General features: G+C 70.0%; 9 protein-coding genes and 2 pseudogenes. 5 read left to right on the plus strand and 6 right to left on the minus strand.

The features are described from left to right. Positions 1–136: pseudogene (locus tag R6V09_RS29865) on the plus strand (HAD family hydrolase); the annotation flags it as partial. Positions 137–195: 59 nt separating this feature from the next. On the opposite strand, the gene R6V09_RS29870 reads toward R6V09_RS29865, so the two are convergent. Continuing rightward, positions 196–762, minus strand: a complete 567-nt coding sequence (locus R6V09_RS29870) for a DJ-1/PfpI family protein (protein WP_262061144.1) — start codon at positions 760–762, stop codon at positions 196–198. Positions 763–1,402: 640 nt separating this feature from the next. Between R6V09_RS29870 and R6V09_RS29875 the strand changes: the two genes are divergently transcribed. Beyond that, positions 1,403–6,334, plus strand: a complete 4,932-nt coding sequence (locus R6V09_RS29875; protein WP_317884565.1) for an NAD-glutamate dehydrogenase — start codon at positions 1,403–1,405, stop codon at positions 6,332–6,334. 133 nt (positions 6,335–6,467) lie between these two features. After that, entirely contained in the window at positions 6,468–6,923 is a 456-nt protein-coding gene (locus R6V09_RS29880; RefSeq protein ID WP_317884566.1) for a GtrA family protein, read from the plus strand. On the opposite strand, the gene R6V09_RS29885 is transcribed toward R6V09_RS29880, so the two are convergent. Together R6V09_RS29885 and R6V09_RS29890 are read right to left on the minus strand one after the other, a co-directional pair. Continuing rightward, entirely contained in the window at positions 6,920–7,777 is an 858-nt protein-coding gene (locus R6V09_RS29885) for an ABC transporter ATP-binding protein (protein WP_317884567.1), read from the minus strand. The genes R6V09_RS29880 and R6V09_RS29885 overlap by 4 nt on opposite strands. After that, on the minus strand, positions 7,770–8,687 hold the full coding sequence (locus R6V09_RS29890; RefSeq protein ID WP_317884568.1) for an ABC transporter permease: 918 nt from the start codon (positions 8,685–8,687) through the stop codon (positions 7,770–7,772). Before R6V09_RS29890 ends, R6V09_RS29885 begins: the two co-directional genes overlap by 8 nt. Before the next feature lie 611 nt (positions 8,688–9,298). On the opposite strand from R6V09_RS29890, the gene R6V09_RS29895 reads away from it, so the two are divergent. Then, positions 9,299–9,925, plus strand: coding sequence for a TetR/AcrR family transcriptional regulator (locus tag R6V09_RS29895; RefSeq protein WP_262061139.1), 627 nt, complete (start codon positions 9,299–9,301; stop codon positions 9,923–9,925). 155 nt (positions 9,926–10,080) lie between these two features. On the opposite strand, the gene R6V09_RS29900 is transcribed toward R6V09_RS29895, so the two are convergent. From R6V09_RS29900 to R6V09_RS29910, 3 genes are all read right to left on the minus strand, one after another. After that, positions 10,081–11,028, minus strand: a complete 948-nt coding sequence (locus tag R6V09_RS29900; protein ID WP_317884569.1) for an ADP-ribosylglycohydrolase family protein — start codon at positions 11,026–11,028, stop codon at positions 10,081–10,083. Then, entirely contained in the window at positions 11,028–12,008 is a 981-nt protein-coding gene (gene galE / locus R6V09_RS29905; protein ID WP_317884570.1) for a UDP-glucose 4-epimerase GalE, read from the minus strand. Before galE ends, R6V09_RS29900 begins: the two co-directional genes overlap by 1 nt. A gap of 78 nt (positions 12,009–12,086) precedes the next feature. Next, positions 12,087–13,358 (minus strand): glycosyltransferase family 87 protein, encoded by a 1,272-nt coding sequence (locus tag R6V09_RS29910; RefSeq protein WP_317884571.1) that lies wholly within the window; start codon positions 13,356–13,358, stop codon positions 12,087–12,089. 176 nt (positions 13,359–13,534) lie between these two features. Between R6V09_RS29910 and R6V09_RS29915 the strand changes: the two are divergent. Further along, a pseudogene (locus tag R6V09_RS29915) lies at positions 13,535–13,777 on the plus strand (glycosyltransferase family 39 protein); the annotation flags it as partial.

The raw sequence follows: 13,777 nt of genomic DNA on the forward strand, positions 1-13,777 counted from the left end.
CGCCCTGCACGTGGGGGCGCGGGCCGTGCTGTACACCGGCGGTTCGCACAGCCGGGCCAGCCTCGAAGTGGTCGGCGTGCCTGTGGTGGACTCGCTGGCCGAGGCTGTCGCGGAGGCGGAGCGGCTGGCGGCGTAGGGGGACCTGTCGGCCGGTGTGACGGGGCACGCTGCCTGCGCAGCCGCCCCGCCCCGAGGTCATGTCACCGGCGCCTTCGCCCGCAGCACCGTGAGGAACTCCCGCATCCAGCTGGAGTGATCCGGCCACGCGCGGGCGGAGACCAGGGTGCCGTCGACGACGGTCTCGGCGTCCTGGAAGGTCGCGCCGGCGGACTGCATGTCGAGTTCGAGGGCGGGATACGCCGTGACGCGCCGGCCGCGCAGGCCGTCGATCGCGGCGGTGAGCAGGGGGCCGTGGCAGATCTGGGCCACGGGCTTGTCCGTGTCGAAGAAGGACTTGAGGATCTTGCGGAGTTCGGGATCGTTGCGGAGGTACTCGGGGGCCCGGCCGCCGGGGATGACGAGGGCCGCGTACTGGCCGGGGTCGACCTCGGAGAAGGCGAGATCGGCGGGCCAGGTGTAGCCGGGCTTCTCGGTGTAGGTGTCGAAGCCGGGTTCGAAGTCATGGACGACGAACTGGAGCTTCTTGCGCTCGGGGGCGGCAATGTGGACGTCGTAGCCCTCCTCGCGCAGGCGCTGGTAGGGGTAGAGGACCTCCAGCGACTCCGCTGCGTCGCCGGTGACGATGAGGATCTTCGCTGTCATATCGGTGCGCTCCTCCGTGGCCGTGGCATGTGTCTTCGCCGGGCGTCATGGACCCGCGGGTTCAGGGGCTCAAGGGTCCAAGGGCTCATGAGCAACGTGCCTCGCGCCCGGGCGCTTGCCAAGGGCCCTCGCCGCCCGCACACCGTCACCGTCCCGACTGCCCGTGAATACGACGATTTCACTCTCTACGCCCCTGTGCATAACGTCAAAGTTCCACCCTCTGTTTTGTACACAACCGGCTCATGACGAGCCCCCGGTGAGGAGCGATAGCCTTGTGGCGTGATCAGCGCGATATTTCGCGGGGGCATCGTCGCCCCTGCTCTGCGCCCGGCGACCACGGACTACATCCGTGACCGGGCGGCGGTCGCTGGTCCCCGGGCCTGTACGGCAGGCCCTCGCGGGCGGGACGGAGCTCCAAGGGCTCCCGGGACGCCGTGCACACCCCCGGTACCGGCGCGGCAGAGAGCAGCGTCACACCCTTCGGGCGTGCCGAAAATGGCTGATAACCCACCGCTCATCTCACCTTGCGGCATAGCGTCGGAGCAGACCGGAGAACCCGGGCCGTGGCGTCGAGCCGCAGGGGAAGACACCGTACTTCCTTCTACGTCACGCAACGGCGCGCGACAGGAGCCAGAGGACAATGCAGACCAAGCTGGACGAAGCCAAGGCCGAGCTGCTCGAACGGGCTGCCCGGGTAGCTGAGAACAGCCCGGTCGGGGGGCACCTACCGACCGGGAAGACGGACGAGGGCACCCCGGACCGGGACACCGTGCTCGCGTTCCTCCAGCGCTACTACCTGCACACCGCCCCGGAGGACCTCGCCGACCGCGACCCGGTCGACGTCTTCGGTGCCGCCTACTCCCACTACCGGCTGGCCGAGACCCGACCCCAGGGCACGGCCAACGTACGGGTGCACACCCCGACGGTCGAGGAGAACGGCTGGACGTGCAGCCACACCGTCGTCGAGGTCGTCACCGACGACATGCCCTTCCTCGTCGACTCGGTGACCAACGAACTGACCCGTCAGGGCCGCGGCATCCACGTCGTCATCCACCCGCAGGTCATCGTCCGCCGCGACCTCACCGGCAAGCTCATCGAGGTGCTCACCACCCCGCCCACCGGCGAGCTGCCGCACGACGCGCACACCGAGTCCTGGATCCACGTCCAGATCGACCGCGAGACCGACCGTGCCGACCTGAAGCAGATCACCGCCGACCTGCTGCGCGTCCTGTCCGACGTTCGCGAGGCCGTCGAGGACTGGGAGAAGATGCGCGACCTGGCGCTGCGGATGGCCGACGAGCTGCCCGCCGAGCCGACCGCCTCCGACCTGCCCTCCAGCGAGGTCGGCGAGGCCCGCGAGCTGCTGCGCTGGCTGGCCGCCGACCACTTCACCTTCCTCGGCTACCGCGAGTATCAGCTCCGCGAGGACGACTCCCTCGCCGCCGTCCCCGGCACCGGCCTCGGCATCCTGCGCTCCGACCCGCTCCACGCCGGCGAGGACCACCACCCGGTGAGCCCGTCCTTCGAGCGGCTCCCGGCCGACGCCCGCGCCAAGGCCCGCGAGCACAAGCTCCTCGTCCTGACGAAGGCCAACAGCCGCTCCACGGTGCACCGGCCGTCGTATCTCGACTACGTGGGTGTGAAGAAGTTCGACGAGAACGGCGAGGTCGTCGGCGAGCGCCGCTTCCTGGGTCTGTTCTCCTCGGCCGCCTACACCGAGTCCGTCCGCCGGGTTCCGGTGATCCGGCGCACAGTTGACGAGGTGTTGGAGGGCGCAGGCTTCTCGCCCAACAGCCATGACGGGCGCGACCTGCTGCAGATCCTGGAGACGTACCCGCGCGACGAGCTGTTCCAGACCCCGGTCGACGAACTCCGCTCGATCGTCACGTCCGTGCTCTACCTCCAGGAACGCCGGCGGCTGCGCCTCTACCTGCGCCAGGACGAGTACGGCCGCTACTACTCGGCCCTCGTCTACCTCCCGCGCGACCGCTACACCACCGGCGTCCGCCTCCGGATCATCGACATCCTTAAAGAAGAACTCGACGGCAACAGCGTCGACTTCACGGCCTGGAACACCGAGTCGATCCTCTCCCGGCTGCACTTCGTGGTCCGCGTCCCGCAGGGCACCGAGCTGCCGGAGCTGTCCGACGCCGACAAGGACCGCATCGAGGCCCGCCTGGTGGAGGCCGCCCGCTCCTGGGCCGACGGCTTCGGCGAGGCACTGAACGCCGAGTGCGGCGAGGAGCGCGCCGCCGAACTCCTGCGCAGCTACGGCAACGCCTTCCCCGAGGGCTACAAGGCCGACCACAACCCGCGCGCCGCCGTCGCCGACCTGGTCCACCTGGAACAGCTCACCGAGGAGCAGGCCTTCGCGCTCAGCCTCTACGAGCCGGTGGGCGCCGCCCCCGACGAGCGCCGCTTCAAGATCTACCGCAAGGGCGCCTCGGTCTCCCTCTCCGCGGTGCTGCCGGTCCTCAGCCGCCTCGGCGTCGAGGTCGTCGACGAGCGGCCGTACGAACTGCGCTGCTCGAACCGTACGACGGCGTGGATCTACGACTTCGGGCTGCGGATGCCCAAGTCGCAGAACGGCAACGGGGACTACCTCGGTGAGGACGGCCGGGAGCGGTTCCAGGAGGCGTTCGCCGCGACCTGGACCGGGCAGGCGGAGAACGACGGGTTCAACGCGCTGGTGCTGAGCGCCGGGATCGACTGGCGGCAGGCGATGGTGCTGCGGGCGTACGCCAAGTACCTGCGGCAGGCCGGTTCGACCTTCAGCCAGGACTACATGGAGGACACCCTCCGCAACAACGTCCACACCACCCGGCTGCTCGTCTCCCTGTTCGAGGCGCGGATGTCGCCGGACCGGCAGCGCGCCGGGCGCGAGATCGTGGACGCCCTCCTCGAAGAGGTCGACGCGGCGCTCGACCAGGTGGCGAGCCTCGACGAGGACCGCATCCTGCGGTCCTTCCTGACCGTCATCAAGGCGACCCTGCGCACCAATTTCTTCCAGGAGGCGCTCGGCGGGCACGCGCACGCGTACGTCTCGATGAAGTTCGACCCGCAGGCCATCCCTGACCTGCCCGCGCCGCGACCGGCGTACGAGATCTGGGTGTACTCGCCGCGTGTCGAGGGCGTGCACCTGCGCTTCGGCAAGGTCGCGCGCGGTGGTCTGCGCTGGTCGGACCGGCGGGAGGACTTCCGTACCGAGATCCTCGGCCTGGTCAAGGCGCAGATGGTGAAGAACACCGTCATCGTGCCGGTCGGCGCCAAGGGCGGCTTCGTCGCCAAGCAGCTGCCGGACCCGAGCGTGGACCGGGACGCGTGGCTCGCCGAGGGCATCGCCAGCTACAAGATGTTCATCTCGGCCCTGCTCGACATCACCGACAACCTGGTGGCCGGCGAGGTAGTCCCTCCGGCGGACGTCGTCCGGCACGACGAGGACGACACGTATCTCGTCGTCGCCGCCGACAAGGGCACCGCGACCTTCTCGGACATCGCCAACGGAGTGGCCGAGAGCTACAACTTCTGGCTCGGTGACGCCTTCGCCTCCGGCGGCAGCGCGGGCTACGACCACAAGAAGATGGGCATCACCGCGCGCGGTGCCTGGGAGTCCGTCAAGCGGCACTTCCGGGAGCTGGGCGTCGACACACAGAGCGAGGACTTCACGGTCGTCGGTGTCGGCGACATGTCCGGTGACGTGTTCGGCAACGGCATGCTCCTCAGCGAGCACATCCGCCTGGTCGCCGCCTTCGACCACCGGCACATCTTCCTCGACCCGACCCCGGACGCGGCCGTCTCGTACGCCGAGCGGCGCCGCATGTTCGAGCTGCCGCGCTCCAGTTGGGCCGACTACAACACCGACCTGCTGTCGGCCGGCGGCGGTGTCTTCCCGCGCACCGCGAAGGCGATCCCCGTCAACGCACACGTCCGCGAGGCCCTCGGCATCGAGGACAAGGTCGCCAAGATGACACCGGCCGACCTGATGAAGGCGATCCTCAAGTCGCGGGTCGACCTGCTGTGGAACGGCGGCATCGGCACCTACGTCAAGGCCAGCACCGAGTCCCACGCGGACGTCGGCGACAAGGCCAACGACGCGATCCGGGTCGACGGCGCCGACCTGCGCGTCAAGGTCGTCGGCGAGGGCGGCAACCTGGGCCTGACCCAGCTCGGCCGGATCGAGTTCGCCCAGCAGGGCGGCAAGATCAACACCGATGCCATCGACAACAGCGCGGGCGTGGACACCTCCGACCACGAGGTGAACATCAAGATCCTGCTCAACGGCCTGGTCACCGACGGCGACATGACCGTCAAGCAGCGCAACAAGATCCTCGCCGAGATGACCGACGAGGTCGGCGCGCTCGTCCTGCGCAACAACTACGCGCAGAACACCGCGATCGCCAACGCGCTCGCCCAGTCCAAGGACATGCTCCACGCCCAGCAGCGCTTCATGCGCACCCTGGTCCGCGAGGGCCACCTCGACCGGGCCCTGGAGTTCCTGCCCACCGACCGCCAGATCCGCGAACGCCTCGCCCAGGGACAGGGGTTGACCAGTCCCGAGACGGCAGTCCTGCTGGCGTACACGAAGATCACGGTCGCCGACGAACTGCTGCACACCACGCTGCCCGACGACCCCTACCTGCGCACCCTGCTGCACGCCTACTTCCCGACCGCGCTGCGCGAGAAGTTCGCCGAGCAGATCGACACCCACGCGCTGCACCGCGAGATCGTCACCACGGTCCTCGTCAACGACACGGTCAACACAGGCGGTACGAGCTTCCTGCACCGCCTCCGTGAGGAGACCGGGGCCTCCCTGGAGGAGATCGTCCGGGCGCAGACCGCGGCCCGCGCGATCTTCGACGCCGCCGAGGTGTGGGACGGCGTCGAGGCGCTCGACAACACCGTCGAGGCGCCCGTCCAGACCCGTATCCGCCTGCACTCGCGCCGCCTGTGCGAGCGTGGCACCCGCTGGCTGCTCAACAACCGGCCGCAGCCGCTCCAGCTCGCCGAGACCGTCGACTTCTTCGGCGAGCGCGTCGAGCAGGTCTGGTCCCAGCTGCCCAAGCTGCTGCGCGGCGCGGACCTGGACTGGTACCAGGAGATCTACGACGAGCTGACCGGCGCCGGTGTCCCCGCCGAACTCGCCACCCGCGTCGCCGGCTTCTCCTCCGCCTTCCCGGCGCTCGACATCGTCTCGGTGGCCGACCGCACGGGCAAGGACCCGATGGACGTCGCCGAGGTCTACTACGACCTCGCCGACCGCCTCCACATCACCCAACTCATGGACCGCATCATCGAGTTGCCCCGCGCCGACCGCTGGCAGTCCATGGCCCGCGCCTCCATCCGCGAGGACCTGTACGCGGCCCACGCGGCGCTCACGGCCGACATCCTCACCACCGGCAACGGCACCTCGACCCCCGAACAGCGCTTCGCCGCGTGGGAGAAGAAGAACACCGCGATCCTCGGCCGCGCCCGCACCACCCTGGACGAGATCCAGGGCTCGGAGATGTTCGACCTCGCCAACCTGTCGGTGGCGATGCGGACGATGCGGACGCTGCTGCGCACGCACTCGTAGTCGCTGTGAAGGCTCTGTAGTTCCTACGACGACACAGGCGCCCCGGGCCGCAATGGCTCGGGGCGCCGTTTTCATGGAGTGCCTTAGGCGTAATCAGGGGAAGGACTTACTCTGCCCCGCTAAGCCTTGAGACGTGACTCTGAACCTCGCCGAGGAACGCGCGACCGCCGCCCCCGTCCGGCCGGTGCGGAAGGTTGTCCTGGAAGTCGTGAAATTCGGGATCGTCGGCGGCAGCGGCGTCCTCGTCAACTTCGCGGTCTTCAACGCCCTGCTGCACGGCCTGCGCTGGCCCGCGATGCTCGCGACCGTCCTGGCCAGCTGTGTCGCCATGGGCGCCAACTATCTCGGCTTCCGCTACTACACCTACCGCGACCGCGACGCCCCCGGCGCCCGCCGCATCGCGCTGTTCTTCGCCTTCAGCGGCATCGGCGTACTCATGGAGAGCGGACTCTTCTACGTCGGCTACCACGGGCTGGGCCTCCACGGTCCGCTTGAGGCGAATGCCGTGAAGGCCCTGTCGATCGTGCTCGCGTCCGCGTTCCGCTTCCTGGTCTACCGCACCTGGGTGTTCCAGGACGAGGACGTCTAGGCGACCTGGCCGGTCTTCTCCTTGGGCTTGTCGGCGCCGCCCGTGAAGGCCTCGTAGGCCTCCAGGACCTCTTCGGTCGGCCCGTCCATCCGCAGCTCGCCGCGCTCCAGCCACAGCACGCGGTCGCAGGTGTCGCGGATCGACTTGTTGTTGTGGCTGACCAGGAAGACCGTGCCCGCGTGCTGCCGCAGCTCGCGGATCCGCTCCTCGGAACGCCGCTGGAACGACCGGTCGCCCGTCGCCAGCGCCTCGTCGATCAGGAGTACGTCGTGGTCCTTGGCGGCGGCGATGGAGAACCGCAGCCGGGCGCCCATGCCGGAGGAGTACGTCCGCATGGGGAGCGTGATGAAGTCGCCCTTCTCGTTGATCCCGGAGAAGTCGACGATGCCCTGGTAGCGCTCCTTGACCTGCTCCCGGGACATGCCCATGGCCAGGCCGCCGAGATAGACGTTGCGCTCGCCAGTCAGGTCACCCATCAGCGCCGCGTTGACGCCGAGGAGGGAGGGCTGACCGTGGGTGTAGATGCGGCCGTTCTCGACCGGGAGCAGGCCGGCGACCGCCTTGAGCAGGGTCGACTTGCCGGAGCCGTTGGTGCCGATGAGCCCGATCGCCTCACCCTTGTAGGCGACGAAGGACACCTTCTTGACCGCGTGCACCGTGCGCACGCCCGCCGCCTTCTCGGCCTTCTCGCGGCGCAGCATGCGGTTGAGTGCGGCGGTCGCGGAGCCGCGTCCGGCGCCGGTCCCGTTGACCCGGTAGATGATGTCGACGCCGTCGCAGACGACGGTGGGGATGGTGCTGTCCGCGGCCACAGGGGTCCGCTCGGTGTGGTACTCGATGGTCTGCTCAGCCACGGCCGTACGTCTCCTCAGCCTTCCAGAAGTAGATGAAGCCGCCGACGCCGGCCAGCAGCGCCCAGCCCGTCGCCGCCGCCCACACGTGCGGGGGGAGCTGGCTGGAGTGGAAGCTGTCGATCAGCGCGTAGCGCATGAGGTCGATGTAGACGGCTGCCGGGTTGGTCTCCAGTGCGATCGTCACCAGGTGCGGCAGGTTGTCGCCCTTGGTCAGCTTGGAGATGCTCCACATGACACCGGAGAGGTACATCCAGGTGCGCAGGATGAAGGGCATCAGCTGGGCGATGTCCGGAGTCTTCGCGCCCATCCGCGCCATGACCATCGAGACGCCCGCGTTGAACGTGAACTGCAGGAACAGCGCGGGGATCACGAGCAGCCAGGAGACGCTGACCGGCACGCCGAAGCAGATCAGGATGACGAAGAGGGCCGCCATCGAGAACAGCAGCTGCTGGAGCTGCTGCAGCGCGAACGAGATCGGCAGCGCGGCCCGCGGGAAGTGCAGCGCCCGGACCAGGCCGAGGTTGCCGGAGATCGCCCGCGTGCCCGCCATGATCGAGCTCTGCGTGAACGTCCAGATGAACACGCCCGTCACCAGGAACGGGATGTAGTCCGGCACATGCTTCTTGGTGCCCAGCAGCACACCGAAGATGAAGTAGTACACCGCCGCGTTCAACAGCGGCGTCATCACCTGCCAGACCTGGCCCAGCTTCGCCTGGCTGTACTGCGCGGTCAGCTTGGCGGTGGCGAACGCGGTGATGAAGTGGCGTCGCTCCCACAACTGCCGCACATACTCGGTCAGGGAGGGGCGGGCGCCACTGACCGTGAGGCCGTGGCGGGCGGCGAGCGCCGCGAGGTCGTCTTCGTCGGCCGGGGCCGGCGAATGGGGCGGTGTGTGGAGGACCTGGCTCACATCCGCTGCTTTCGCTCGGGGGGAGGGGGTGCGCGCGTCCGGCTGCCGTGTTCCGTTGCCCGGCGTTTCCTTACGCTTCTCTTTACGTTCTCTTACGTCGGGACGGGACCGTATCGTCGCAACGTGAGCGTAGGCCGATTCGGCGTCGGAACGCAACCGTTTCGTCGTGACGGATGTGATCGGGTCGTTAGGGTCGTGGGGTTTGCGTCGGGACGGGCCTGTTGCGTCGATGCGCGCTGGATGGGACGGGGTGGGCGCGTTGTGGGGACAGGCCGGTAGCGTCGTGGGGACGGGTCCGGTTCGTCGGGCGGACGGGACGGTTTCGTCGTCGGGACGGGACGGTTTCGTCGCGACGACGGGACGGGGTCGTTGCGGCGACGGGACGGCTCCGTCCCCACGACGAGCCGGTTCCGTCCCCACGACGAGCCGGTTCCGTCCCCACGACGGGCCGGTAGCGTCGCAACGCACCCGTCCCGCCCCGCCGCCGTCGCCCGCCCGCCCCCGCAACCGGCCGCCGGCCACCGCCCGCGTTACGACGAGTCCGTTTCGTCGCGACGCGCCATCCGCGTCGGAACGCAACCGTTTCGTCGCAACGCCCCTATGCTTGAGCTATGACGACGAACGCCGACGAGCCCAAGACACGTCAGCGCCGCCGAACCCCCGCCGGGGCGGCCGTACTCCGCGAGGATGTGACCGAAGCCATTCGGGCGGCGGTCTTCGAGGAGTTGGCGGCGGTCGGGTATGCCCGGATGTCGATCGAGGGGATCGCGCGCCGCGCGGGGGTGGGCAAGACGGCGGTGTATCGCCGCTGGCGTTCGAAGCTGCACCTGGTGCTCGATGTCGTGTCGGCGATCGCGGTGATGGGGCTGCCGACGCCGGACACCGGCTCGCTGGAGGGTGACCTCCGGATGCTGTATGAGGTGACGTCGCGGGCCCTGCGTCACCCGGTGGCCTCGCAGATCATCCCGGACCTTCAGGCCGAGGCGGCCCGGAATCCGGAGATCGCCGACGCGATGCAGAAGGCGTTGCGCGAGGGGCAGGAGGGTGTGGCCAGCAAGATCCTCGCGGCGGCGGAACACCGTGGTGAGATCCGCCCCGGCATGGACGAGGACCTGGCGCTGGACCTGATCTCCGGCCCCCTGTACTGGCGTGCCGTGGTGATCCGCAGCCCGAAGCTGCCGAAGGGATACCTGGGGGCGCTGGCCCGGGCCACCACGGAGGGGCTCAAGGCGCTGTAGGGCTCAGCCGCCTCCTGTAACGGGTTGTTGCCGTTGCCGACGGCCCGCAGACCAGCCCCGACTCAGCGACCAGTCCTCGGCTCGGCAGCCAGCCCCGACTCGGCGACTGGCCCCCGATTCACCGCCCGGCCCTCGCCTCACCGCCGGCCCCCGACTCAGCCGCCCCGTTGGTCCAACCGCCGTGCCAGTTCGGCGAGTTCAGGTGCCAGAAGCACCCGCCCACCGAACCCCGGCAGCGGTACGTGCAGGGCCCCGGTCCAGCGCTCGGGGATGGCCGCGCTCCCGTACGCCGCCCCAGCGAGCCCGCCCGTCACGGCGGCGACGGTGTCCGTGTCACCGCCGAGGTCGATCGCGGCGCGCAGGGCGTCCTCGTAGGAGGAGGTGGCCCGTAGGGACCAGACGGCGGAGGCCAGGCAGGGCCAGACGGCGCCGTTGAACTCCGTTGCCCGGTCGGGGTGCCAGTCGGGGGAGAGGACGACGGCGTACCGCTCCCGGTGGTCGGGGTGGACGGACCTGAGGGCCTCCTCGACGGCGTCGAGCGGGTCGCCGCCGTCCACTGCGACCCGCACCAACTCGTGGAAGACGGCGGTGCCTTCCCAAGCCGCGCGGTCTCCGTGGGTGAGCGCGGCGATGCGGCGGGCGGCGTCCATCGTGGCGTCGCGGCCCGCGCGCGCGAAGTACACCGACGACGGCGCGGCACGCATCAACGAACCGTTCCCGGCGCCCCGTTGGCTGGTCTGGAAGTGGAGCGCGGCGGCCAGGTCCCAGGGGTCGCCGCTGCTCAGTACGGCCTCGGTCTGCAGGCCGATGTCCTTCGGGTCGGCGGCTGCCCATCGCCGGAACCGCCGGAACATGTCCGGGAGTTGGAGTCCGTCGCACTCCAGCAGCGACTCCGCGACGAGTACGGCCATCTGCGTGTCGTCGGTGGCCTCGCCCGGGTCCCAGCCGCCGCCCCCGCACATCTCGCCGCCGTGACCGGAGACCGGAAAGCGGGCGGAGAAGGCGCCTTCCGGACCGAACTCGAAGGGCGCGCCCAGCGCGTCGCCCACGGCGGAGCCGAGCACGGCGCCCACCGCGCGCTCCGCCCTGGAGAAACCGTCCATCAAGCGCGCGCCGCCCCCGGATGCAACCGCACCCACCCCTCCCACGCCGACGCGATCATGTCCTGGACGTCGTGCTTGGCCTTCCAGCCCAGTTCGGTGGTGATGCGGTCGGCGGAGGCGACGACGCGGGCCGGGTCGCCGGGGCGGCGGGGGTGGACGGTCGGGGGACGGTCGTAGCCGGTGATCGCGTTGATGAGGTCGATCATCTCGCGGACCGAAACGCCTTCCCCGCGGCCGATGTTGAGGGTGAGGGCGCGGCCGGGGGAGGCCTGGAGGGCGCGGGCCGCGGCGACGTGGGCCTCGGCCAGGTCGACGACGTGGATGTAGTCGCGGACGCAGGTGCCGTCCGGGGTGGCGTAGTCGTCGCCGAAGATGCGCGGGGGCGCGTTCTCGGTGAGCTTCTCGAAGACCATGGGGACGAGGTTGTAGACACCGACGTCGGCGAGTTCGGGGGCGGCGGATCCGGCCACGTTGAAGTAGCGCAGGGAGGCCGTGGACAGGCCGGTTGCCCGGCCCGTCGCGCGGACCAGCCACTCACCGGCGAGCTTCGTCTCGCCGTACGGCGACATGGGCACGCACGGCGTCTCCTCGGTGACCAGCTCCACGTCCGGCATGCCGTAGACGGCCGCCGAGGACGAGAACACGAAGGACGGGACGCCCGCCGTGGTCACCGCCTCCAGGAGGACGCGCAGGCCCTCGACGTTCTCCCGGTAGTAGTGCAACGGCATGTCCACCGACTCGCCGATCTGCTTCTTCGCCGCCAGGTGGACGACTCCGGTGACGTCCTGGTCGGCGAGGGTGCGGGCCACGAGTTCCGCGTCCAGGGTGGAACCCAGCACCAGGGGCACGCCGTCGGGCACGCGTGCGGCGATGCCGGTGGACAGGTCGTCGTAGACGACGGTCTGTTCGCCCGCTTCGGTCATCGCCCTCACGACGTGCGCCCCGATGTAGCCGGCTCCGCCGGTGATCAGCCAGGTCATGTGCGGCAGTCCCCTCCGTCACTGGATGTCACTCGATCCGTGGTGGCGCGTCCCTCACGCTCCCCGGGCCCCAGTCAATCAGGCGCCGGAGTGTGCCGCGGTCAGCTGCTGGGACTCCCCGTGCGGGCCGGAGGGCCGCACGCGCGCGTGCGGCGTCGTCGGAACCTGCCTCGACGACCGCCACAGTCGGACGAAGGAGAGGACGGCCGCGGCGGCCAGCAGACCATTGCGCACGACCATCAGGGCGCAGCCCGTCCACGTGCTGTGGATGACGTCGCCGTACAGGGCGGGGAACTCGACGGCGCTGATCGCGGTCGCCGCCACGATCAGCGCGGCCACCGGGCGCTGCACGGTGTGCCGGGAGGTCAGACAGACGGCGGCCAGGCCGAGCAGCCAGATCATGTACTGGGGGCTGATCACCCGGCTGGTCACGGTGAACAGCAGGACGGCGCTCAGCGCGGCGTCGTAGGGGGTCGCGTCGGTCCAGCGGCGGGCCCGGATCCGCCACAGCAGCAGGAACCCGAAGGCGACCGCCGTGAGCGCGAGGGAGGCGTCGGCGACGGCGGAGACGTGCGGTCCCGTGAACTCCATCGCGCCGTACTGGTAGCGCGCCCGGCCCGGCCAGCCGGCGTGGGTGGCCAGGCCGAGGGCTGTGCCGCCCAGTGACTCGATCTGTACGCCTCTGCCGCCCTGTTGGCGCAAGAAGGCGAAAGGATTGTTGAACAGGGCTACGAGCGTCATGAGCGACAAGGCCCCCGTCCCCACCGCCCACGACCACACCGACCGCGTCGCCCGCCCTCTCGGCACCCCCAGCAGCACCAGCGCCGGCCACACCTTCACCAGTGCGCCCAGCGCCGCGAACGCGCCGCACGCACGCGTGGAGCGCGACAACGTCAACAGGGAGATGACGGCGAACGCCGTGACCTGCACGTCGTAGCGGACGAGCGGCATGTGCAGGAGGAGGGGGAGGCAGGCGATCCAGTAGGCGGCGCCGCGCAGGCTGTGGCCGGGGCGGGTGCCCGCGCGGGACAGGACCACGGTGATCAGCGCGTCGGTGGCGAGGGTGAAGGCGACGAATGCCTGGAAGTACGTCAGGCCCGGCAGCAGCGCGGGGGCCAGCAGGACCGGGCCGGCGCCCGGCGGGTACTGCCAGAGGTGGTCGTGCGCCGGGAACGCGCCCTGCGACAGGACGCCGTACCAGTGGTAGTAGAGGCGCCACACCTCCCGGGCGACCGCGCCCCGGCCGAGCAGGGGCAGGCCGTTGTACGCGAGGAGCAGCAGCATTCCGGCGCGGGTGGCGAGCCAGGCGAGTGTGAGGGCGAGGAGGCGGTGTCTGCGGACGGCGTTCATCATGGCGGATCGTAAGCCGGGTGAATGCCGCAGGAATGCTAATACACCGTCAATCGTCGGTAAGAGCTTGCTAACAGTACAAAATCAGCCAGGTGGACAGCCAAGGTGAGGGTGAGTACGGGCACGGGCGACGGACGCGTGCGGAGGCCGTGGCCGTGGTCGTGCCGGTGGCCGTCATGCTCGCGCTGGGGCTGTGGGGTCTCGACCGCGGCGGCATGTGGGGCGACGAGGGCGTCACGTTCCTGGTGGGGCGGCGCACGGTGCCGCAGATCTGGCGGCTGTTGCACGGCGTGGACGCGGTGCACGGCCTGTACTACCTGTTCATGCACGCCGTCCTCGCCGTCCACCCCGGCGAGGTGGCCCTGCGCCTGCCGTCGGTGTGCGGCGCGGCGGCGACGGCGGGCCTGGTCGCGGCCCTC

The sequence above is a fragment of the Streptomyces sp. W16 genome (assembly GCF_033194735.1).
Lineage (GTDB): Bacteria > Actinomycetota > Actinomycetes > Streptomycetales > Streptomycetaceae > Streptomyces.